This window comes from Novosphingobium sp. Gsoil 351 (genome assembly GCF_009707465.1).
In the GTDB taxonomy this organism is placed as follows: domain Bacteria; phylum Pseudomonadota; class Alphaproteobacteria; order Sphingomonadales; family Sphingomonadaceae; genus Novosphingobium.
Map to the genome: position 1 here is coordinate 1,803,317 of NZ_CP046120.1, position 22,140 is coordinate 1,825,456.

The 22,140-nt window shown below is 61.1% G+C and carries 21 protein-coding genes and 1 pseudogene; 14 read left to right on the forward strand and 8 right to left on the reverse strand.

Going from position 1 to position 22,140, the window contains the following annotated elements:
• Positions 1-94 precede the first annotated feature (94 nt).
• The gene (locus tag GKE62_RS08660) at positions 95-1,696 is read right to left on the reverse strand and encodes a GMC family oxidoreductase (RefSeq protein ID WP_154691898.1); all 1,602 of its coding nucleotides are present in this window, start codon (positions 1,694-1,696) and stop codon (positions 95-97) included.
• Positions 1,697-1,828: 132 nt separating this feature from the next.
• On the opposite strand from GKE62_RS08660, the gene GKE62_RS08665 reads away from it, so the two are divergent.
• The 11 genes and pseudogenes from GKE62_RS08665 to GKE62_RS08715 all read left to right on the forward strand — a co-directional run bounded on the left by GKE62_RS08665 (position 1,829) and on the right by GKE62_RS08715 (position 15,256).
• Positions 1,829-3,328, forward strand: a complete 1,500-nt coding sequence (locus tag GKE62_RS08665; protein ID WP_230207025.1) for a class I adenylate-forming enzyme family protein — start codon at positions 1,829-1,831, stop codon at positions 3,326-3,328.
• Positions 3,329-3,341: 13 nt separating this feature from the next.
• Entirely contained in the window at positions 3,342-4,562 is a 1,221-nt protein-coding gene (locus tag GKE62_RS08670; RefSeq protein WP_154691899.1) for a cytochrome P450, read from the forward strand.
• 4 nt (positions 4,563-4,566) lie between these two features.
• Positions 4,567-4,965 carry a Zn-ribbon domain-containing OB-fold protein gene (locus tag GKE62_RS08675; protein WP_154691900.1) on the forward strand — a complete coding sequence of 133 codons (399 nt, stop codon included), beginning with the start codon at positions 4,567-4,569 and terminating at the stop codon, positions 4,963-4,965.
• Positions 4,962-6,128, forward strand: a complete 1,167-nt coding sequence (locus GKE62_RS08680) for a transporter (RefSeq protein ID WP_154691901.1) — start codon at positions 4,962-4,964, stop codon at positions 6,126-6,128. Before GKE62_RS08675 ends, GKE62_RS08680 begins: the two co-directional genes overlap by 4 nt.
• Before the next feature lie 11 nt (positions 6,129-6,139).
• Complete coding sequence (locus GKE62_RS08685; RefSeq protein ID WP_154691902.1) at positions 6,140-7,615, forward strand: aldehyde dehydrogenase family protein; 1,476 nt, start codon at positions 6,140-6,142, stop codon at positions 7,613-7,615.
• The gene (locus GKE62_RS08690; RefSeq protein WP_154691903.1) at positions 7,615-8,160 is read left to right on the forward strand and encodes a carboxymuconolactone decarboxylase family protein; all 546 of its coding nucleotides are present in this window, start codon (positions 7,615-7,617) and stop codon (positions 8,158-8,160) included. Before GKE62_RS08685 ends, GKE62_RS08690 begins: the two co-directional genes overlap by 1 nt.
• A 95-nt stretch (positions 8,161-8,255) precedes the next feature.
• On the forward strand, positions 8,256-10,367 hold the full coding sequence (locus tag GKE62_RS08695; RefSeq protein ID WP_154691904.1) for a molybdopterin-dependent oxidoreductase: 2,112 nt from the start codon (positions 8,256-8,258) through the stop codon (positions 10,365-10,367).
• Positions 10,368-10,752: 385 nt separating this feature from the next.
• Positions 10,753-13,035, forward strand: coding sequence for an arylsulfatase (locus GKE62_RS08700; protein WP_195908681.1), 2,283 nt, complete (start codon positions 10,753-10,755; stop codon positions 13,033-13,035).
• 48 nt (positions 13,036-13,083) lie between these two features.
• Positions 13,084-13,374, forward strand: coding sequence for a putative quinol monooxygenase (locus GKE62_RS08705; RefSeq protein ID WP_154691906.1), 291 nt, complete (start codon positions 13,084-13,086; stop codon positions 13,372-13,374).
• 87 nt (positions 13,375-13,461) lie between these two features.
• Positions 13,462-13,887: pseudogene (locus tag GKE62_RS19740) on the forward strand (NAD-dependent epimerase/dehydratase family protein); the annotation flags it as partial.
• A gap of 292 nt (positions 13,888-14,179) precedes the next feature.
• Positions 14,180-15,256 carry an NADH:flavin oxidoreductase gene (locus GKE62_RS08715; RefSeq protein WP_154691907.1) on the forward strand — a complete coding sequence of 359 codons (1,077 nt, stop codon included), beginning with the start codon at positions 14,180-14,182 and terminating at the stop codon, positions 15,254-15,256.
• A gap of 121 nt (positions 15,257-15,377) precedes the next feature.
• Here GKE62_RS08715 and GKE62_RS08720 read toward each other — a convergent pair whose 3' ends face one another.
• Positions 15,378-16,091: a hypothetical protein gene (locus GKE62_RS08720; RefSeq protein WP_154691908.1), complete on the reverse strand. Its 714-nt coding sequence runs from the start codon at positions 16,089-16,091 to the stop codon at positions 15,378-15,380.
• 126 nt (positions 16,092-16,217) lie between these two features.
• Between GKE62_RS08720 and GKE62_RS08725 the strand changes: the two genes are divergently transcribed.
• Together GKE62_RS08725 and GKE62_RS08730 are read left to right on the forward strand one after the other, a co-directional pair.
• A complete protein-coding gene (locus tag GKE62_RS08725) occupies positions 16,218-16,619 on the forward strand; it encodes a hypothetical protein (RefSeq protein ID WP_154691909.1) in 402 nt (133 codons plus the stop codon).
• A 300-nt stretch (positions 16,620-16,919) separates the two neighbouring features.
• Complete coding sequence (locus tag GKE62_RS08730) at positions 16,920-17,189, forward strand: hypothetical protein (RefSeq protein ID WP_154691910.1); 270 nt, start codon at positions 16,920-16,922, stop codon at positions 17,187-17,189.
• Between the two features lie 237 nt (positions 17,190-17,426).
• Here the strand turns inward: GKE62_RS08730 and GKE62_RS08735 are convergent, their stop codons facing one another.
• The 6 genes from GKE62_RS08735 to GKE62_RS08760 form a co-directional block, all read right to left on the reverse strand.
• Positions 17,427-17,591, reverse strand: coding sequence for a hypothetical protein (locus tag GKE62_RS08735; RefSeq protein ID WP_154691911.1), 165 nt, complete (start codon positions 17,589-17,591; stop codon positions 17,427-17,429).
• Between the two features lie 201 nt (positions 17,592-17,792).
• Complete coding sequence (locus GKE62_RS08740; RefSeq protein WP_154691912.1) at positions 17,793-17,972, reverse strand: hypothetical protein; 180 nt, start codon at positions 17,970-17,972, stop codon at positions 17,793-17,795.
• Positions 17,973-18,375: 403 nt separating this feature from the next.
• Positions 18,376-18,957: a hypothetical protein gene (locus tag GKE62_RS18955; protein WP_230207026.1), complete on the reverse strand. Its 582-nt coding sequence runs from the start codon at positions 18,955-18,957 to the stop codon at positions 18,376-18,378.
• A gap of 617 nt (positions 18,958-19,574) precedes the next feature.
• Positions 19,575-20,099 (reverse strand): CAP family protein, encoded by a 525-nt coding sequence (locus GKE62_RS08750; protein ID WP_230207027.1) that lies wholly within the window; start codon positions 20,097-20,099, stop codon positions 19,575-19,577.
• Positions 20,100-20,265: 166 nt separating this feature from the next.
• A complete protein-coding gene (locus GKE62_RS08755) occupies positions 20,266-20,433 on the reverse strand; it encodes a hypothetical protein (RefSeq protein WP_154691913.1) in 168 nt (55 codons plus the stop codon).
• 182 nt (positions 20,434-20,615) lie between these two features.
• A complete protein-coding gene (locus GKE62_RS08760; protein ID WP_154691914.1) occupies positions 20,616-21,248 on the reverse strand; it encodes a PEPxxWA-CTERM sorting domain-containing protein in 633 nt (210 codons plus the stop codon).
• Between the two features lie 400 nt (positions 21,249-21,648).
• Between GKE62_RS08760 and GKE62_RS08765 the strand changes: the two genes are divergently transcribed.
• Entirely contained in the window at positions 21,649-21,912 is a 264-nt protein-coding gene (locus GKE62_RS08765) for a GlsB/YeaQ/YmgE family stress response membrane protein (RefSeq protein ID WP_154691915.1), read from the forward strand.
• The last annotated feature ends 228 nt before the right edge of the window (positions 21,913-22,140 follow it).

Here is a 22,140-nt window from a genome sequence, read left to right on the forward strand (position 1 = left end):
TTGTTCCGCCGCTGGGCTTGACTGCGCTCGAAGACGCACGCCGATATCGACCAATCCGCAACCTAATGTCAATAGATAAACGGCCCCGTCGTTTCTAGGTGCTCCCGTTCAGGATAAGATCCGCGGCTCGCCAGGCCATCGCCATGGTCGGTCCCTGGGTGTTACCCGCGGGGATTACAGGCATGACGGAGGTGTCCATCACCCGGAGCCCTTCGACCCCGCGGACCCGCAGTTTCGGGTCAACCACCGACTTCTCATCCTTGCCCATCCGACAGCTGCCAACCGCGTGATAGGCACAGGTTCCAAAGCGATCATAGGCGTCGAGAATCTCGGCATCGCTCGCATACGCGGGACCGGGCATTGTCTCCTCAGCGATCATCTGGTCGAGCGGCGGCTTTCGTGCATACTCGCGCACCACCCTTACCGCGCCGATCATAGATTGCCGATCTTCTTGGTTGGCTCGATAGTTGGGGTTGAACCGAGCGGCGGCGTTCGGGTCGCGGGTGTCGATATGGATGTTGCCGCGCGATGTCGGACGCAGCGAATAGACCACCACGTGCATTCCCGGGAAGGCTTCGACGTCCTGCCGGTTCTTGGCGAAATCGAACGAAAACGGCGCTATCAAAATCTGCGCGTCGGGTCGGTTGAGCCCCGGTCTGGTGCGGAACCAGGCGCCAATCTCGTAGGCCGCGGCAGCCATCGGTCCCTTGCGCGTAAGATAGTACTGCAGGGTCGAGCGGAGCAGCCGCCAGCCTTTGAAATGCTTGTTCTGGGAAATGTCCCGCTTCAGCTTCCACTGCATTATCAGTCCGCGGTGCTCGATCAGGCCTTCCCCGACTTCCGGGTTTTCGTGGACCAGGGGAATACCGAGCGCCTCGAGCCGCCGGGCATCGCCAATGCCCGAACGTTCGAGAATCCCCGGGCTGGCCATCGCACCACCGCAGACGATGATCTCACGACCTGCGCCAACTGCGTGACGTTCTCCGCCGCGGAGGAATTCCACCCCAGTAGCCCGGCGATCGGCAAAGATGACACGGTCGACCGTGCACTCCGTCAGGATCGTCAGGTTCTTCCGGTCCTGCGCTGGACGGAGGAATGCGACGGCGGCGCTTTGACGTCGTCCCTTCGCGATCGTTCGTGGCGCGAATCCGATCGCGTCGGAATTGTCCGGCGCATTGACGTCGGCCTTTCGCGGCCAGCCCATCGCCTCACCCGCCGCGATCTGAGCCTCGGACAGCTCGTCACGCAGGTCAGGCATCGTCACCTTTAGCGGTCCGCGATCGCCGCGTGTCTCGTCCGCGCCGAGTTCGTGGCTCTCGATCGCGGCGTAGGCCTTGCCGATGTGCTCCCAGTTCCAGTCGTCGCTGGTCAACTCCGCAAGGGCGTCGAAGTCCGCGGGCTGGCCGCGGACATACATCATGCCGTTGACCGAGCTCGATCCGCCAAGCACTCGACCCCGCACCCACACCTCGGACTGCCCTGCCGTGGATTCTTCGGGGTTGCTGGCATAAGCCCAGAGGTGGTTGGGATCCGCCATGACCTTCGCCAGGCCCTTCGGCATCGCTATGAACGGGTGAGTGTCGCGCGGCCCCGCCTCGATCAGCGCAACCGAGATTGCCGGATTTTCGCTGAGCCGGTAAGCCAGCACACAGCCAGCTGCGCCGGCGCCGACGATCACGTAGTCGAAGCGTTTCATGCATTCCCTCCGGGGGTGTGACGACATCTTCGGCCGCCTCATTCACTAAACCTATTGCCATTAGATAGAATGATCAATAGCTAGGTGGCAACGGGCGTCGCAGGACGCGAGACGGCGATGGGATAGGAACAGATGGCGCAGACCTTGCCTTCGGCAGTTGCCTGGTGGGCGCGAATGCGTCCCGACCAGCCCGCCGTGGTCCTTGGCGACGACACCCTGACCTACGGCGAGTACAAATCCTGGTCAGACCGCGTCGCAGCAATGCTCATCGCCGACGGTCTCGAACCGGGCGACCGGATCTCCATCTGTGCAGCCAACAGTTTGGCCTACGTCGCTCTGATCATGGGAACAATCCGGGCCGGGGGCATCGTCAATCCGATCAATTTTCGCTACACCCCGCGAGAGATCGCTGAGCAATGCGATGCCACTCAGCCGCGCTTCGTCTTCGCAGACGCTGACTTCGGCAAGAACGTTGCAGCCTCGGGCAGGAAACCACGCCCGATTGACGACATTGACGCACTGCGCTCAGGCCACGCTGCGACAATCGCGCACGATCCGGACCCCGACGCGCCGGTGGTTATCATTGCGACGTCCGGCTCGACTGCCAAACCCAAGGGCGTCGTCTTCACCAACCGCTCGATGACCGCGTACGCTGCCAACTGGGCGTTGGAAGAAACTAGCTCTGCGGCGGGAGCCCGCGTCTTGAGCCTAGCGCCACTCAACACATCGGCTGGCTTCGTCCAGTTGATGCACTACACGACGCAAGGCTGCACGATCTTCATGCTGCCCAAGTTCGAGCCGATGACCGCGCTGCGCCTGATCGAGCGGGAACGCATCACCTGCTTCGGAGCAGTTCCCGCCTTTTTCGAGTTCATCGCCGCGTTGCCCGAATTTGCCAACGCGGATTTGAGTTCGCTCCGGCTCGCCACCGCGGGCGGCGCACGGGTCAGCCGTCAGTTGTTGGAGGCCTACAGGGCCAAGGGAATCATCATCCGCCAGATTTATGGTCAAACGGAAATAGGCGGCAACGCCACCATGATGCCCGAGCATCTCGCGTTGGACGCGCCCGAAAAGTGCGGCTGGGGCAGCGTCTTCATGGACTTGCGAGTGGTGCACCCGGATGGTTCGGACTGCGCGCCGGGAGAAACCGGCGAAATCCTGATGCGGTCGCCGTCGATGATGCTGGGGTATTGGCGCAACCCGGAAGAAACGGCCCGAACCATTCGCAATGGATGGCTCCATTCCGGCGACATCGGTGCGCTCGACGATCAGGGCATGTTGACCTTTATCGATCGTCTGAAGGATCTGATCATCTCGGGCGGCCTCAACATCTCCGCCGCCGAAGTCGAGGCGGTCATCACTGAGTTTCCCGGCATTGTCGAAGCCATGGTGATCGCGGCGCCCGACACCAAATTCGGCGAGACCCCACTGGCAGTGATTCATGGCCCAGCGGAAATCGACGTCCGGGCCTTGATTGAGCACTGCGACGCCAATCTCGCGAATTACAAGGTGCCCCGCTACGTTGCCTACTCGCGCGAGCCGTTGCCGCGGCTGGCAACGGGCAAACTGTCCAAGCCCGCCGTCCGCGCACGCTACGCGGACGCTTACACTCAGCTTCCGCGCGTCCGCTAATGGAGTTCAGCGCATGAACACTCACCCAGCAATTGCCGGTCATGTTCCCGATCATGTTCCGCTCGATCTGGTCTACGACTTTGATATCTACGCGGACGCGCGGGTGTCGAGCGACGTGCAGCGCACGTACGCCGAGGCGATCGCGCATGCCCCCGATATCTTCTGGTCCCCCGCGAATGGCGGGCACTGGCTGGTCAAGCGGTTCGACGCGATCGCCGCAGTGGCGACCGATCCCGAGCATTTCTCGGTTCGTGAGATGCAAATCCCGCGGGTCGAGAATCCGCCGTTCTTCATCCCCCTGAGCCTGGATCCGCCCGACAACCTGCCATACCGGCGGGTTATGGCCCCGATGTTCGGGCCCGCCGCCATAAAGGCCCTCGAGCCTCGTCTTCGCCATTGGGCGCAAGCCATTGTTGCCGATGTCGCCCACAAACGAACCTGCGATTTCATGGGTGACGTCGCCAAGGTATTTCCTGTCACAATCTTCATGGAGCTGATGGGGATGGACCTCTCCAGGCTTCACAAGTTCCGTCACCTCGCCGAGCGATTCTTCGAAGTCCAGAACGACGCCGCGGAAATGGCCCGGCTCAGCGCCACTATACTCGGCATCTTGAGAGACCTTGTTGAGGAAAAGAGGGCGAAGCCCGACGAGAAGCTGATGAGCCACTTCATCCACGCAGAGATCGAGGACGGCCGGGTGATGAGCGATGACGAGATACTCGCGATGAGCTTCGTCTTGTTTCTCGGGGGGATGGACACCGTCACCAATGTCACCGGCTTTGCCTTCCAACAGCTGGCCCAGATGCCCGAACTCCAAGCGCGGCTGGCGGCCAATCCTGCAGGTCTGTCAGGCGCATTTGCCGACGAGGCGGTGCGCGCCTTCGGGGTCGTCAATTCGCCGCGGCTGGTCGTCAAGGATAAGGACCTGATGGGTGTCCCGTTCCGTGTCGGAGACATGGTGCTGAACCTCTTGCCGGTCGGCAGTCGTGACGAGCGCCGTTTCGAAAATCCGCACGTGCTCGACATTGACCGCAAGAAGACGGCCCACATCACGTTCTCGACGGGTCCGCACCTGTGCATCGGCCATGTCCTCGGCCGGGCTGAAATCCGCGTGCTGGCGGAAGAATGGATGCGGGCAATCCCGCGTTTCCAAATCGTCGAGGGGGCGGAACGGCCCTTCCGCACGGGCACCGTCATGGCGCTCGAGAAGCTGCAGCTGGAATGGGGCGCCTGATCGCATGAACCGGCTGGACGGCGCCGACGCGCCCTATTGGCATGGCCTCGCGGAAGGCCGGCTCCTGTTGCCTCGTTGCGGCGGCTGCGACCGCTGGATGTGGCCCGCCGGTCATCGCTGCGGACAATGCGGAAACTCCGACATCCGGTGGATCGAGAGGGAGCCGCGCGGAACGACTTTCTCATGGACGCGCACCTGGCATCGTTTCGGGCTTACCGAGGCGCTCGAGCTTCCCTTTGCCACCGTGCTTGCGGAAATCGACGAATGCGGTGTGCGCCTGCTCGGGCTACTGGATGATCCTGGGCGGATCGATCCGAGGATCGGCGAGAACCTGGTGGGACGCTTCGGTCAGACGACGGTCGGCGACGACCGCATTCCAACCCTGATCTGGAGCCGGACATGAACCCACTGTTCGGAACCACCGCGATCGCGGGAGTGGGCCTTCGCCAATACAAGCGCGGCGCCTCGCCGCTGCCCGAGCGAAGCGTTTTGGTCGAAGCAATCCTGGGTGCCTGTGCAGAGGCGGGGCTCGACCCCGCGGAAGTCGACGGCTTCGTTTCGTATGGCGACGACCATAACGAGCCGGTCCGGTTGATGCCTGACCTTGGAACTCGCGAATTGCGCTGGTCGGCGTCTGTCTGGGGGGGCGGCGGCGGCGGAATTGCCGGTGCCTTCGGCGTTGCGGCAGCCGCGATACTTTCCGGCCAGGCCAGTTCGGTGATAATATTCCGTGCTCTCGTCGAAGGCGCTAGCGGACGAATGTCTGCCGCCGTGATGGCGCACCATCTCAACGATCACCTGCTCGCCGCGGGCATTGTCGCGCCCGCCCAGATTTGCGCAATTCGCGCCAACCGCCTGTTCGAATATCACGGGGTGCCGCGCAGTATTGTCGACGATCTGGTGAGCGCCTCCTACTTTCACGGGAGCCGCAATCCGGAGGCGGTCAGCTTCGGTCAGACATTCGATCCCGCACAGATTCGGGCATCCCGCCTTATCGCCGAGCCTTTTCATCTGTTCGACTGCTCGCGCGAGAATGACGGTGCCGGAGCATTGCTGATGGTGTCGGCCGAGCGGGCGCGCGACCTCGCCAGTAGACCCGTCTATCTGCTCGGATGCGCCCAGGGCACGGAAGCGGGATGGGGCGATCTGCTCGAAAATGACAATGCGGAGGTTTACGCGACTGCCGGTTTCCGACCGGTAGCGCGCCGGCTTTACGAGAGCACCGGGCTTTCTCCGTCGGACATCGATGTTGTCCAACTGTACGAAAATTTCGATGCCCAGGGGATCATGTCCCTCATCGACCATGGGTTTTGCGACTATCGAAACGCAGCCGACGTCATCCGTTTTGACAACTTGATTAGCGACGGAGGAAAACTGCCGATCAACACCTCAGGCGGAAATCTGGCCCAGGGGTTCATCCACGGCATCGGGCTCGCGGTTGAAGCGGTTCGGCAGTTGCGAGGCGAGTCGAGCAATCCTGTCGCCGATGCCCGGACCTGCCTACTTGCAGGCGGACCGGGCGCTCCCACGGTCAGTTCCGCGATCTTCGCCAATCAGCTGCCTTGAAGGATCACGCCATGCGCACTGCGCTCAAGATGTACATCGACGGGAAATGGGTCGAACCCGCTGCCACTCGAACGATCGAAGTTATCAACCCAGCGACCGAGCAATCTGCGGGCCAGGTCGCGTTGGGAAGCGCAGCAGACGTCGATCGCGCCGTCGTCGCGGCTCGACGGGCCTTTCACAGCTTTGGACGATCCAGCCGCAAGGAACGCATCGAATTACTCGAGGCGATTATCGCCGCATACAAACCACGCCGCGCCGATGTCGCCGCCGCGATCACAGCCGAGATGGGCGCGCCCGCCGAACTTGCCGACAAACTGCATGGCGCGATTGGCCACATCCACCTCAAGATCGCGCTCAACGTGCTCAAGGACTTCGAGTTCAGCCGGATGCGCGGCACCACCCGAATCGAATACGAGCCGATCGGCGTGTGCGGGCTGATCACCCCGTGGAACTGGCCGATCAACCAGATAGCGGCGAAGGTCGCACCCGCGCTCGCCACCGGGTGCACGATGATCCTCAAGCCCTCCGAGCTCTCCCCTTTCTCTGCTCAGATCTGGGCGGAAGTACTCGATGCCGCGGGTGTTCCAGCTGGCGTGTTCAATCTGGTCCAAGGCGACGGTCCGGGCGTGGGCAGGGCGATAGCTGCTCACCCCGACATCGATATGGTATCGTTTACTGGATCCACGCGCGCCGGGATTGAGGTGGCACGGGCCGCCGCTCCGTCGATCAAGCGGGTCCATCAGGAGTTGGGCGGCAAGTCCGCCAACATAATCCTACCAGACGCGGATGTCGCAGAAGCGGCCGCCGCCGGATTTCGGGCGATCGTTACCAACGCCGGCCAGTCGTGCAATGCGCCGACGCGAATGCTCGTCCCGCGCGATCGGCGGGACGAAGCGGTCGCAGCGGTCGCAGCGGCGGCCGCCACGATCGCCATCGGCAACCCCTTGGACAATCCCGACATCGGGCCAGTGGTGAGTCGTAGCCAGTTTGAAAAGATCCAAGGGCTGATCGAGGCTGGGGTGGCGGAAGGCGCTACGTTAGTAAGCGGCGGCCCAGGTCGTCCCGACGGACTCACGAGCGGATTCTACGTGCGCCCCACGGTGTTTGCCGATGTCGAGAACAGTATGACGATCGCTCGGGAGGAAATCTTCGGACCGGTGCTTTGCGTCATGTCTTACGACAGTGTGGACGACGCAATCGCAATCGCGAACGCGAGCGAATACGGGCTGGCTGGTTACATCCAGGGCAAGGATGAAACCCTGATTGCCGACGTGGCCTCCCGGCTCCGTGTCGGACAAGTGCTGGTAAACCAGCCACACCCCGACGGAATGGCACCGTTTGGCGGCTACAAGCAGTCAGGGAACGGACGCGAATGGGGCGACTTCGGGTTTGAGGGATACCTCGAAGTCAAAGCCGTGCTCGGGGCTCGGCCGCTCGCAACGCCGGGTGCAGTCGAAGCGGCAGCACCAGCAGCTGTGCTCGCCTGATGGCCCGTCTGCCGTACCCCGACCCGTCCGCCCAAACCGAAGAGATTCGCGACCGGCTGACACGCATGGGCTCGCTCAACGCCACTCGCATGATGAGCCATGCCGAAGGCGCGATGCTTGCCTACGGTAAGCTCGGCACCCAACTGCTCCTTCGCGGCAAGCTTGACCCCGTATTGCGGGAAGTCGTGATCCTGCGGATCGGGCAGCTCTGCAACTCCGACTACGAATGGCACCAGCACGTCAGTGTGGCCCGCGCCGTCGGGATGGACGAGGCGACGCTCCAGTCCATCACGGATAAAGCGTTCGAACGGCTGGATGAGGTTCAACAGGCAGCGATCGCGGTGGCTGAAGAGATCAAGCGAGATGGCGGTGCGAGTGCTGCAACCTTTGCTCGCGCACAGGCGCATTTCTCCGCCGAGGAGCTGGTCGAACTGTGTCTGGTTGCGGGGTATTACATCATGACCGCCGGGCTGCTGCTGAGCTTCGACATCGAGATCGAGGACACAGCACCCCTGGGTGCAAGCATGATGACCGGCAAGGCCTGACTTCCTGGGGAGACAACCGGGGTCCCGCTAGAGCAAGCCCAGGGCCTGTCCATCCGACAAGGGTTCTGCCTGTGAAACACTGAGGAGTATGGGCCATGGCCCTGACGACCGTCCCAGGCGAAGATGGCGAACACGTTACCTATTGCCGGATCTGCGAAGCCCTGTGCGGCATGGTTGCGGACGTCAAGGACGGCAAGATCGTCAAGATCAGGCCTGACCACGATAATCCGCATTCGCGCGGGCACATCTGCGTAAAAGGTCCTGCGTTGGTAGAAGTCGCCTACGATGAGGACCGGGTCACAGCACCCCTTAAGCGTATAGGGGGACCAGGCGAATTCGTGCGGGTTACTTGGAATGAGGCGCTGGCGGACATCGCCGATCGGCTTGGCGCGTCGATCGAAAAAAATGGTTCAGCCAGCTTTGCGATGAACACCGGCAACCCGCCCAGCATGGGTTGGCCGAGCGCCATGGCCAATGCGCTTTTTCAGCAGGCAATGGGCTGTAGCAAACTCTATACGCCGTCGTCCGAAGATATCACCAGCTCGGTCCTCGCAACCGAGCTTCTCTTCGGTACCCACGCATTCGTCTTTCCCGATCTAGCTGAATGCGACCACCTCTTGATCTTCGGGTCGAATCCGCTGGTCAGCCATGGCTCCCTCCTGATCGCCCCCCGCTTTAGAGAAGATCTCGAGGAAATCGCTCGGCGAGGCCGGGTCATCGTGATCGACCCTCGCCGTACTGAAACCGCCCGCAAGTATGAACACGTTTCCGTAATGCCCGACACGGACGTGTGGCTTCTCGGAGCGATGCTCCAGGTGATCTCAGCAGAAGCATTGGGCGACGACGACTTCATCGCAGATCATTGTGTGGGCTGGGCCCGGCTCGCCGCCGCGCTTGCTTGGGTAACACCGGAGCTGGCTGCATCGCATTGCGGGATTGCGGCTGATGCCATTCGCACCCTCGCTCGCGACTTCGCGGGCGCTCAGCGAGCTGCAGCGATGGGCCGGATTGGCATCTGCCGAGGTAGTTATTCCACATTGACCAACTTCCTTCTGCAGGCCCTAAACGTCGTCTGCGGGCGGTTCCACCGGCCCGGTGGAGTTGGATGGGGCTACGGCGGCACCGCGACCAACGAGCAATTCAGGGGGATCTCGCCGGCCGCTACGCGCGGTGGTATCCCCTCACGAGTCAGCGGACTGCCAAGCGTCTGGGGTGCCCAATCGAGTCTGACCTTCCTCGAAGAAATGGTGACCCCTGGCGAAGGGCAGATCAAAACGCTTTTGGTCAGTGGCGCCAATCCGGTCATGTCGATGCCCAACGGACCACGCCTGCCCGACGGGTTCGCCGGGCTCGATCTAATGGTATCGCTTGATTTCTACATGACCGAGACGGCGCGTCATGCTCACTACATCCTGCCGGTCACGACCGCGCTCGAACGTGAAGACATCAACCAGTTCTTTATGAACCATATGGTGCGCCCATTTGCTCAGCATGTTGCCGCCGTGGTTCCTCCGATTGGCGAAGCGCGGACAGAGTGGGATATCTTGAGCGATCTGGCAGAGCGGATGGGCCGCGGTCGGGTGTTCGGTACATCGTCCCCATTCGATTTGGCGGATGCCGGTTTGCGCGCCGGAAACGAGGGCAAAGACGGGCTTTCACTCGCAGTCCTAAAGGAACATCCCCACGGCATGATGATCGCGCGCGGCCGTTGGGCGTTCGAATTCACCAAGCGGATTGGCCATTCTGATCAAAAGATCCACCTTTGGGATCCGCTGCTAAGAGGTGAGTTTGATCGGCTGCAATCCTCGCCTCCAAGAGACCCGGCAAAGCTTCGTCTCATCAACGTTCGCCGCCTCCGCTCGATCAACAGCTGGATGCAGAACGTTGATCGCCTCGCCCGGAACGACGATCCACTTCTGCTTATCCACCCTGATGATGCGAACGCGCGCCGAATCTGCGACGGTGCGACGGTCGAAGTCTCGACCGCGTGGGGACGGATTGAAGTGACCGTCAAAGTAACGGACGAGGTGCGCGCCGGGTGCGTCGCCTATCCCCACGGGCGCGGGCAAATGGGCGGGTGGCGACGGGCCAATAATCGACCGGGTGCAAACCTCAATGAGATCACCCCCTCCACCCCCGACATGGCCGAACAGATCTCTGGGATGAGCTTTCTTGAGGGGTTCGATGTTAATGTCACTCCGGCATAGGGGGTCCGGTTACTTTATACCAAATATGCACACATTTTCTTGCATAAACGCGGCGCGTGGCGTACTATTCTTGCTTCCGCGCAGCTAGTCGAGTTGTGCTGACTTGCTAATTATCATAAAATTGTGACTGCATTACTTCGCAGTTTTTGAAAACATTCGACTAGCTCCGCGCAAAGCTATCGCATTTCGACGCCTATTCAACTCCCGCATCGCCCGGTGGCTCCAGATGGCGCATCGGCAGCCCTTGACTTTAAATCTAATGTTCGTAGATTTCCGCCGTCAAGGCATTCGGTGCCTGCGAGATACGCAAGAAGCGTTAGGCCAGAAGCGGCCGTTTTGAACGCAGGAAAGCTGGGAGGACGGAATGACGGAATGGAGCTGCGGGGTGTCGGTATTGGCACTTGTCATAGCGACATTTTCCAGCTTGCCGGCGGCTGCCCGCGAAGAACCCGTGATCGGAAAAACTATCGCTGAATCCAAGGAAGCTACAATACAGCGTCCGGCTGCCCGACCCGGAGCTCCCAACATTCTCGTCTGGATGCTGGACGACACCGGTTTCGGTCAGCTATCTTGCTACGGCGGATTGGTTGCTACACCCAACATCGACCGGGTGGCTGCAAAGGGCCTGCGTTATTCGAATTATCATTCGACGCCAATCTGCTCCGCCAGTCGCGCCGCTTTCCTGACCGGGCGAAACTCCCACGAAGTTCACATAGGCGGGCATTCTGCGATGTCGATCGGATTTCCCGGTCAAGACGCGCTGGTGCCACGAAGCGCAGGAACAATCGCCGAGAATCTGCGCCAGGCGGGCTACTCAACCTACGCCGTCGGGAAGTGGGACCATCTTCCTCCAGGAGACGCCTCGGCTGCAGGGCCGTACACCTATTGGCCCAGCGGTCAGGGGTTCGATCGGTTCTACGGATTTCTGTCCTATGACGCCGATAACTTTGCGCCACTCCTCTGGAACGACCATACTCCGGTCGAGCTTCCAAAAGATCCGGCGTATCATCTCAGCAGCGATATGGCAGATCGGGCTATCGAAATGATAGCTTCACGCCAGGCAGCTGGACCTGGCCGCGAGCCATTCTTTCTATACTGGGCTACCGGAGCGGTCCATTCGCCTCACCACGCTCCCGATGAATGGCTACAGCGCTTTCGAGGAAAATTCGACAAAGGGTGGGACGTTGCTCGCGAGTGGACATTGAAGCGGCAGAAAGAACTTGGATTGGTCCCTCCTGACGCTCAATTGCCGCCCCGTCCTGAAGGCATGAAATCATGGGCGGAGCTCTCGGCTGACGAACGGCGGATCTATGCCCGCGCAATGGAGGCGTTTGCTGCCCAATTAGCCCACGCAGATTTCGAGTTCGGGAGAATTATTGACGCGCTCGAGGCTCAAGGCGAACTTGAGAACACAATGGTGATTGTCACGTCCGACAACGGAGCAAGTGGTGAGGGCGCTGTTACGGGGACATACAGCGAGCAGCTCATGGCGAATGGCCGATTTGCGTCAGTGGACCAAAATCTGCAGCATATGGACGAATGGGGGCGGCCCGGCACATACCCATTGTATCCAGTAGGATGGGCTGTCGCTGGTGACACCCCATTTCGCTATTACAAGCAGACGACCTTCGAAGGAGGCATCCGCGTACCACTGATTATCTCCTGGCCGAAAGGGATAGCGGAAAAGGGCCAGATTCGTGGCCAATATGCGCACATCAGCGATGTCATGCCGACGATTCTCCAAACAGCTCAGGTCCAGCCCGCTGCCACCGTGAATGACGTTTCGCAGCAGCCGACAAGCGGCACCTCTTTAACCTATAGCTATCAGCAGGCACGCGCACCCGACGCAAAGAAAGTCCAGTATTACGAAATGTACGGGAACCGGGCGGTCTGGGCTGGCGGGTGGAAAGCGGTGATGCCCCATCGCTTGCAAACCTGGGACTTCAAGACCCAGCCCCCAATTACGGATGCTGGCTGGCAGCTCTATGACCAGCGCAAGGACTTCAACGAACTACACAATGTGGCAGCAGAGAATCCTGCGAAGCTCTCAGAGATGATCCGCTTGTTCGATGAGGAGGCTGGAAAATACAATGTTTATCCTCTCACGAACACAGGTGCCGCGCAGCGCCTGATGGCGGATCGCGGCAAGCGCAATCTCCAGGCGCGAGGCGGACTGTTCAACTATGTCGGAGCGGTCAGCCGTATTCCTGAGGCGTTGGCCCCTCCGATCGCCACGCATAGCTTCTCTATGTCGATGACCGTTGAATCTGAGCGGCGCAGCAACGGGACATTGATGGCGATAGGCGGACGTTTCGGAGGCTTGGGTCTCTATTTGCTGAACGGCATTCCAACGGTGGCAGTCCGGGCCCTGGACGGAGAACTATTCACCGTTCGCGCGCCGAACGAGGTGGTCGGAAAGTCGCGAATTGGATTGCAGTTTACCAGGATAGGCCCCGAAGAGGCGAGAGCGACGATCAGCGTGAACGGCAAGGACGTCGCGAGTTCGTCGGTTAGTGGTGCTCTCTCAACCTTCATATTCTCGGGTAACGAGACCTTCGATATCGGCTCGGACCCTGGCACTACCGTGCTTGATGGCCTCGACGCTCCGTTCAAATTCGCCGGCGCTATTGGCGAGACCCGTTTTGCGGTGCAACTGCCAGCACAGTAGTTCAGCCACTTCGAACGCCGAAGGTCGCTGCTCGGGAGAATTATCGACATGATTTCTGTCATCGCAACTCTGCGGGCTAAACCTGACAAAGGCGGAGAATTCGAGCGCCTGTTCACCGAGTTAGCCGCACAGGTCCGGGCGAACGAAAGCGGCAACATCACCTATCAGCTGAGCCGCAGCCGGACCGAATCCAATACATACAAGGTGCTCGAAATCTATCGCAACGAAGAAGCGCTGGAGGCACATCGTGCATCGGAACACTTCCGTGCGGCAGGACCAGGGTTGGGCGCCGTGCTCGCGGGTCGCCCCGAGGTCGAAGTTCTCGATGCCGTAGGCTGATTGAGGAGCCGTACTGCATGGCACGCGTGTTCATTACCGGCAGCACCGACGGACTTGGCCTGGCCGCGGCTCAGTCGTTGCTCGCGGATGGGCACGCAGTCACGCTCCACGCCCGCTCGAAAGCGCGGGCCGAGGAGGCCCTGGTGGCGGCCCGGCGCAGCCGGGGTGGCTATCGGGGATCTGGCCAGCCACGAAGAAACCTGCAGCATCGCAGACCAGGTCAACGCTTTGGGCCGAATGGATGCAGTGATCCACAATGCGGGCATCTACACCGCGCCGGACCGCGGCTCGACGCCCGAAGGCCATTCGGCCGTGCTGGCGGTCAACACGCTGGCACCGTACATCCTCACCGCGCTCATCAAGCGGCCCGGGCGCCTGGTCTACCTGAGCAGCAGTGCGCACCGCGGCGGCGAAGGGTCGCTGGAGGACCTCGACTGGACGGCGCGCAAGTGGGACCCGGCACGAGCCTATGCCGAAAGCAAACTGCACGTGGCCGCGCTTGCGGCGGTATTGGCGCGCAGATGGTTCGACGTCGTTAGCAGCGCCGTCGATCCCGGATGGGTGCGCACGAGGATGGGCGGACCCTCGGCGCCAGTCGATCTCCACACTGGTCAACGCACCCAAAGCTGGCTTGCCGTCGGTGGGGAACCACGGGCCAAGGTCAGCGGCGGTTACTGGCGCGACCTCGCCCGGCAAGAGCCGGCAGCCGAGGTCACAGATGGGGACTTTCAGGATCGGCTGCTTTTGCGGCTTCACGAACTGAGGGGGTGGCGCTGCCTTCCTGATTTCCTGATAGGACGTGGCCATGAGCATCGATCCCTTCTCGCCCCTCGTCCTGCCGCGCGGCCCGGCGCTGCCCAACCGCTTCATGCTCGCGCCGCTGACCAATCAGCAGAGTCATCCCGACGGAACCTTGTCCGAGGAGGAATACCGCTGGCTGACGATGCGAGCCACAGGCGGCTTCGGGCTGACGATGACCTGCGCAGCGCACGTGCTCGCCAGCGGGCAGGGATTTGCCGGACAACTCGGGATCTGGTCGGACGCGCATCTCAGCGGCCTCACCCGCCTAGCCGAAGGGCTTTCCCAAGGCGGCGCTTCCGCTGTACAGCTCCATCACGCTGGCATGCGCTCTCCTGCGGACTTGATCGGCGGCCCGCCTGCGTGCCCCTGGGACGATGGAGAAACCGGCGCGCAGGCGCTGTCGACCGCCGGGGTGGAGGACATTGTCGAAGCTTTCGTCGGCGCGGGAATTCGGGCCGAGCGTGCGGGCTTCGACGGGGTAGAGCTCCATTCGGCCCACGGCTATTTGCTCGGACAGTTTTTCGACGCCGAGCATAACCATCGCAGCGACCGGTTCGGCGGCTCGTTCGCCAATCGTCGCCGCGTGCTCGATACGATCATCGACAGGTTGCGGGAACGTACAGCGCCGGATTTCCAGATCGGCGTCCGCCTTTCGCCCGAACGATTTGGGATCGACACCGCAGAAGCGCTTGAGCTTGCCGGCTCGCTCATGACCTCGGGACGGATTGATTACCTCGATATGTCGCTGTGGGATTGCTGGAAAGAGCCGCTCGATCCGCGCTTTGCCGGCAAGCCGCTAATCGAGTGGTTTGCGCAGTTGGAGCGGGGGAACACACCGTTGGGCGTCGCCGGGAAAATTATGAGCGGCGGTGACGTGCAGCGAGCCTTCGATGCGGGTGTCGACTTCGTGCTGATCGGCCGCGGTGCGATCCTTCACCACGATTTCGTGCGCAAGGTGGCTGCTGATCACGACTTTGAACCGGTCGCCCGGCCCGTCGCACCCGAACACCTCGAGGGCGAAGGCCTCTCCGACGCCTTCATCGGCTACATGAAGAATTGGAAGGGATTCGTGTCGGCCTGACGGCCGGTGGGTCGATGATGGATCTTATGTGAAGCGCGTGCATGGTGATTGAAGGCGGTTTCGCGCCCCCGTTAGAATGTTCAGTGCGGTCGTAGCAATCCCTGGAACAGAAATCCTAGCATCAAGATCGGTCACTGACCTTCCGTCTCCCCCACAGGGCATTCACAACCTCGCCAAGAAAGTCTCCGATCTGGCCGGTCGGTCGAGCCTTTCCTATTACTGCTGCCACGCGCACGGTCCAATGTACGCGTTTGGGATCGAGGATAAGTGAAAGCTGTTCGATCACGGGTTTGAGGTCATGCGTACGCCGATCACAACCAACTACTTCTCGAAGCAGACTTTCCTTTGCGCCATAATTGGCGGCCTCTGCGTCGATCTTGGCTTGGGCATGGTCCCAAGTCACGTTTCCAAGGGAGGCTAGGACCTCGTCCGCGAGAAAGAGATTCTCGCTTTCATGACAGTTTAACTGAATAAACGCGATATGCTGCTGCGGTGTAGCCGGGCTTTCAGAGGGCTTCCCCTTGTCACCATCGACTAGCGCATAACCAGACTTGGGCTGTCCAGGCTCCCGTAGGGCCGTCATCACCCGCTCCAACGCTCTTTGGTGAGCCAAGATTTGCTGGCCTCCAGATGGCAGGACGGAGAAACTGACCTGGTGATGGCGCGGAACCTGGCTCCAGATCCGGTAATCGTCGTCGCCCTCGACAAGTACCATAGGCACGCCGAATAAGGGCCCCATGAGCGCGTGTCCGCCAAGGCACGAAGCCAATTCCTTCAGAATGTCGTCGAACGGTTGAGCAGCAAAGAAGGTGCCCACACGATCAAGGTAGAGCACGCTAGCTCCCCCACCACCGAACTGCCCCAGCGCGGCAAGCAACGACTGTGGGTCGCCATCACCGTTTGAAAATTATAGTTCCCGGCGGCTTCCGTCACGAAATCTGCAAATCGGACGCGCGCGTCCGTGCCCCCGATCTCCCACATTGTCCGCGAAAGGCTCGAGGTCGAGCACCTGGCGCTGGTCGAGGCGCTGGAAACCGTCTCGCCGAAGCTGGCCGCTCACTACGGCAAGTTTGATGGGCTGTTCGCCCGGTTGTGCCTGCTCTGGCTTTGTATCGACAATGCCGATGCCATCCACCCGCCAGCCGAGATCAGCCTGCCGACCGCTGAGCGGGTCGCGAAGTTCATGGAGACCTTCATCCGGCCTAGCGCGGTCGCGTTCTACGCGGGCATGCTGGGGGGTTTCGGCAGGCCACGAGGAGTTAATCGCCTTGGCCGCGTGGATCGTTGCCAAGGGGTTGGACGAGGTGGGCGCGCGCGATGCCCAGCGCTCAACACAATCGCTGCGGCACCTGACTGCCGATGAGGTCCGCACGCTTTGCGAGAAGCTGGAATCGTTTGGGTGGCTCGAACGCGGGGAGCCTGCGCCCAAGAGCAACACGCCCCGATGGATCGTCAATCCTCGGGTCCACGAGCAATTCGGGGACCGTGCGGCGCTTGAACAGGCTCGCCGCGAGGCCGCGAGGGAGGCGCTTCGTGATGCTCTCCGGGTCTAGTTGTCACCAGTTGTCGCTTGCGCGCATGGGTACAAAACGAAATTTGACCCCTTTTCCTATTGCGACGGCTTCTGTGTCGCGCGCGCAAGCGACATGTGGTGACAACTGGAATGGGTAGCGTTTCGAACCTGTTCCACCCCGAGCGCTGGGTGTCGCAATGGCGGGCGCTGGGCGGCTATCTCACTGTTGGCGAATGGCCGGTGATCGATGGCGAGCCGACATTGTTGGACCTTGCGCCGACTTTTCCGGCGGCCGAACCTTGGGACTCACCGCGGCGTAGGCAGGCCACACACCTGCGGGCCGCGCTGGCGATGCCAGGCGCTCGGGGTCGTGTGATAGACTACCTTGCCCGCGTGGAGGCTAGCAGGGGTTGGGGGTGAGGTGCCGGGCGAGCGGGGCTGGGCCGCTGGTCATGTAGGCGGACCTCGCACCCTGGCGGCGTGACCCGGTCGTGGGCCCAAGCCGACCCCCATACTCGGGCCCACGCCTCAGCCTCGCTCGGCACGCCTAACACTGAGTTAATGACCGTCGCGCGAACGTCCTCGGCGCGTGCGCCTTTCGGCCCCTGAGCGTCGCCAAGTCCCTATGCTGGTCGCCTATCAGAGAGACCCACAGCACTAACGCTGATCTTCTGGCGGCATCCCGTAGGCCTTGTGCGCCGTCGATTCGATGTCGCGGCGTGGCACGGGGCCGTCGCGGTCGCGGCAGAGGTATTCGGAAACCAAAAGTCCGCCGATGAAAAACGCGGCGACTAGGGCCGCAAGGACGATTGCGGTAGACATAGGGCTCTCCCACGGCGGGAGCACTCCAGTGTCTCTCAGTCACCGACATGCCTCGATAAGGGACGGCGATGGGCCAAGCTTACAAACTTGATCTAGGTTAGCGAGTCTTAATCCTGACGGCGTGTTTTGCTCGATAGTGTGTCACCGCACACAGGACGACTCCAGCAAACGCGGGGATGCCAATCGCCCGGGGCAGCGCGATCAGGCGCGCCTAGCCTCGATCATCTTGTTCAACTGACGGACAAGAAGCAGCCCCAAGTTTTCGTCGACGTCCTGTCGACCCTCTGATTGCAAGGCCACCCGAAGCTCGTCGATGTTTTGAAAGGTGCCAGAGTCTGCCAACTCGAACGCACGCTCCAGCGTCGAATGTCCCATCCTCATGCAACCCCCCTCGCGTGCGGCAGCACCCGATGTAGACCCGGCGCCCACTTTGGAGCGCGGCACCCGAACGCCGAGTCCGCGCGCTCCTTCGCATCCGGACCTGCGGAAGTGATTGTAGGAAATCGACAAACCATTGCTGGATCACCGTTCATGTTCGCCGAGTAGCCTTACCGCGCAAATATGAGGCCCCGGCCATTGCGAGCCGGGGCCTCAGGGTGCGGAAGGGAACCGCAGCGACGACGGAGGGTCTGGGAGAGGGTTGTCGTCGCCAACGTTTGATAGGGGTTGGAGGGTGGCTGTCCTTGATCCAGATAAAGTTCGCCACGGCGAGGAATATAAAAACACCCAGATGCGAAGGTTTAGGCCATCCCCCGCGCGGTTATGGCTTCGACCATGGCGCGCATCAGCACTGGTATCGGTACACGCACATTAGCGCTGATCCACCCCGCGTTTTGTGCGCGCCGCTGCCCGAACGCGCCGATCCATTCCGACGCATCCGCCAGGCACGATGCAACGGCGCGACCGGCAGCAGGTAGCACCGCCGAGACGGCGCGAAGGCATAGGCGATGGAGTCACAGGCCAGCGGCTTCTGCACCCAACCGGGGGATCGGCGCGCTTCGTCACTCCATTGCTCTAGCAGGATGTCGGGCCATTCGTTGGTGCGGACCTTCTCGTCCACCGTGTAGGTCCGTCCACAGGCGAGCGTCAGGACGCGATCGATCCCACCGCGCTGTGCCAAACCATCCTCGCGCACCGAAACGGCGCTGACGAGAGTTGGGAAGGCAATCCGATAGAGGTCCAGCCACCATGGCGCGTCGGAGTAGCTGTTGGACAGGGCAAGGCTGGTGCGGAAGTTGTGGACGGGCCGCAACGGGATACGCCCCGGCAGTGAGGCCGGGGCGCTTGGGAAGAGTAGGGATTGTTGCTCGGCCATTTTCGCCGATCCAAATAATCTACACCGGCGAACCGGGCTTTCCGCCAGCATCTAGGTGTGCCTTTGGCGGTACAAACAAATTCCCGCTATCAGCTGAGCGCACCCCGTCCGCGCCGCACCGAAAACTCGATTGCAGGTGACCTGCCCCCCGCGTATGTCGGCTGCTCGTCATCTCCCGTCGTAAGAGCTGGAGAGCGAAGCGCATCAAATCTGAACACCGAGCAGGAAGCGATTTGTCTGGACGGGCTAATCGTTTAGCCGAGTATGGCTAAAACGAGAGATCATTATGATAATTGCGCTCGCACTTGCGACAACACCGGTCTTAGCCGTCCAGCTGTCCCATTCAGACATGCTGGCTTGCACCGAACTGACGCAAGTTGCCGAATCGACAGCGGCTCAGTTTCCCAAGTGGGTTGACCCTGTAACTCGCATCGACGCTCTGGTTGTGACCTGTAAGTCGAAGGCCTACCGTGTCGACAAGTTCATCAATGTGCCGACCTCGGACATGAGGGAGGGATGGCACGGTCGGAAGCAGGCCCAATGGGATGAGCAAATATGCACCGGGAGCATGGGCCCCCTCGTGGAGGCCGGGTGGCGTATCTCCCAGGTCCTGACTTTTGCGAGCGGAGAGCGGGTCCAAATGGATGCTCATTGCGGCAGGGTCTAACCTATCCGATCTTCTCCCCCATCACGTTTCCGGCAGGGAAGTAACGGCATACCAGCACCTCGTGCCCTCTGGCACGCGACACCGCACAGCCCACTTCCCGTGTCTCGGGCCAGATCAGTTGGGTGTAATGCCCGACGTCTTGCCAGCTGCCGGTCTTGGATACCTCCGGAAACTGTCCAGGTGTGAAGTAGCGGGCCTCCTCAACAAAGCCGCCGACCATCTCATCGGTCGAGTAACTCCCAGCGGTACCCATCCAAAGATTTTCGCCCTCGTCTTCGCGATCCCGGCTGTGCTCGAATTGCCCGCTGCTCGCCAGCGTGTCAGCCCATGCTTGCGCCTCCTGCGCTAGGCTCGGGTTCCATCTAAGGCGCGGAACGCCGACTCTGTCCCGCTCGAGATTGTGTGCATTGAGCAGTTGCACCTCAGTCTCTGCCAGAGCTCTATCGCCGGGTACCGTTGCTGACGCAGCAAACGCCAGGGTTGACGCCACAGCGATCCCACCGAAAATCCACTTGATAGCGCTCACCACCGGTGCCCCTTCCGCAGAAGTAGACACGATTGGCGCTTTCGATTTTGCTAATCCGAGAGGTTAATGCGGAGCCGGAGATCGCTTCGCCTGCTACTTGCATCAGGTCCGCGTCACTGGCCGGGGTTCGCTCGTGGTCGCGGTAACGTCCCAAAGATCCGCGGTGTCACTGACCTGAACGACTATCGAACACCGGCGTGTCATATTCATCGCGCACGATGGCATGCGTCACGCCGCTACGTCCGGAATAGCCCGGCAAGTCACGGCTGATAGTTGCCAGAGCCGCACCCAAGTCCTTCATTTCCATCGTCGACAGGGTTCCTTCGACCTTCATCCACTCTATTCGATAGCCCATGGTAATCGGCTTTCTTGCTCACAGGCTAAGATGAGCGGACTCACGACGGTTCCCACGCGACGAGCCAATGCAGAGCAGCACCGCTTCGAATTGACGTTAGCGACCGTGTTCTACACGCAATCTCGCATATCGCGTTGTTGGGCTAGCATCGCTGAAGCGTCTCAGACGTACCTGACCCGAACACCAGCAACGGTTGCCTTGCGACGGCGCAGCGCGCCGCCCAGAATCCCAAAGCCTGCCAGCATCATCGCCCAAGTCGCTGGCTCAGGGACTGCAGCGGTAACCGCGCTCAGGCGGAAGTTGCCATTGTAGTCGTTCAGATCGCCTCCGGGCACGGCGGAAAATTCGCTGACCGGGTTGGCCCGAGTGCGATTCCATGAGAAATCGGAGATCGAGTACGTCAGACCGTCGATTAGAGCGCTATTGGTGGAAAGAAAGGCATTGGGCTGCCCCGATGCATAAGTCGCCAACAGCGCTGCTCCACCCTCAAAGCCCAAGGTGAGTGTGTAGATCGCATCCGACGGCGGAAACGTGCCGACAGGATAGCCATCGCCATAGATCAGAAACTCGTCACCGGAGTTGGCACTAGTGGGCGTCAGGCTGGAATCGGTAGGGTTGATTACCGGGTTGGAAAGGCCGTTCCTCTGCAAGAACACGTTGTAAAAGCTGTTCCCCCCGACGGTGTCCCAGACCGTGCCCGTTGGACCAGTCACCGATGCGCTGAGCAGCGTTGCCGCCGAAGCGGGGGCGGCGAAGGCAAGGCAGGTGGTGATCAAGATGGCGGCTTTACGCATAGCAGTGCTCCTGTTCGGAAACGCAGTTGCGCTGCCGCCGTTGACGCCGAATTTTCCAAGTAGCCCCCAGGCGAATCGCCTGCAGAACGGGTTAGCCAACGGGCCTAATCGAAACAATAACTTAGGTTAGTTTTTGAAGTGTCTGATGTTAGGGTTCCTTACCCGGACATTTGCGTGACGACCCGCGCAAAGCGTGTCGGCAACGAGATACCCGGCTCGCGTTGCGGCCCATCGAAACTATCTGTCCAGATCGCTGGGCACGCGACCCCGGCTCCGGATGAACGTTCCGGCTGCAACGGGTGCTCGGCTGAGGCCGCGAAGTTAGCCGCATAGGCGCTTCCTGGGCGGAACCTTCATTCCTGCGCAAACGTTTCGCTGTTGCGGGAGCAGGAGAAGTGTCATGAATCTGATCATCCTTCTTGTTGTCGGCGGAATCCTCGGGTGGGTCGCCAGCATGCTTGTCGGCGGCGGGGGCGGCATCCTCATGAACATTATCGTTGGCATCGTAGGCGCCCTGCTCGCCGGGTTTTTGCTCAATCCGCTCATCGGCGGTGGCAATATCATGAGCGGCGATCTGAGCCTGAGCGCTATCGGTGTTTCCCTGCTAGGTGCGATCCTGTTGCTCGTGGTGCTCAACTTTTTCCGACGCGGCGCGGTTCGCTAACCTCGGAGTGTCGCCAGCTGCACGCGCGTCGTCGAGTCTGGTAGGATGGCGTTGGCGGCTCGGGTACGCGAAGAAGCCTAGCCGCCCTCAGATGAGAGGGCAGGGGCGATGCGGTTCATTGTAATCGACGCCAAGGGCAGTCCTCTATGCGACGACGCGGGCGAGCGGATCGCGCTGCCCACGTACGAAGAAGCATTGCGCTGGATTAGACCTGGCGAACAGGTTGTG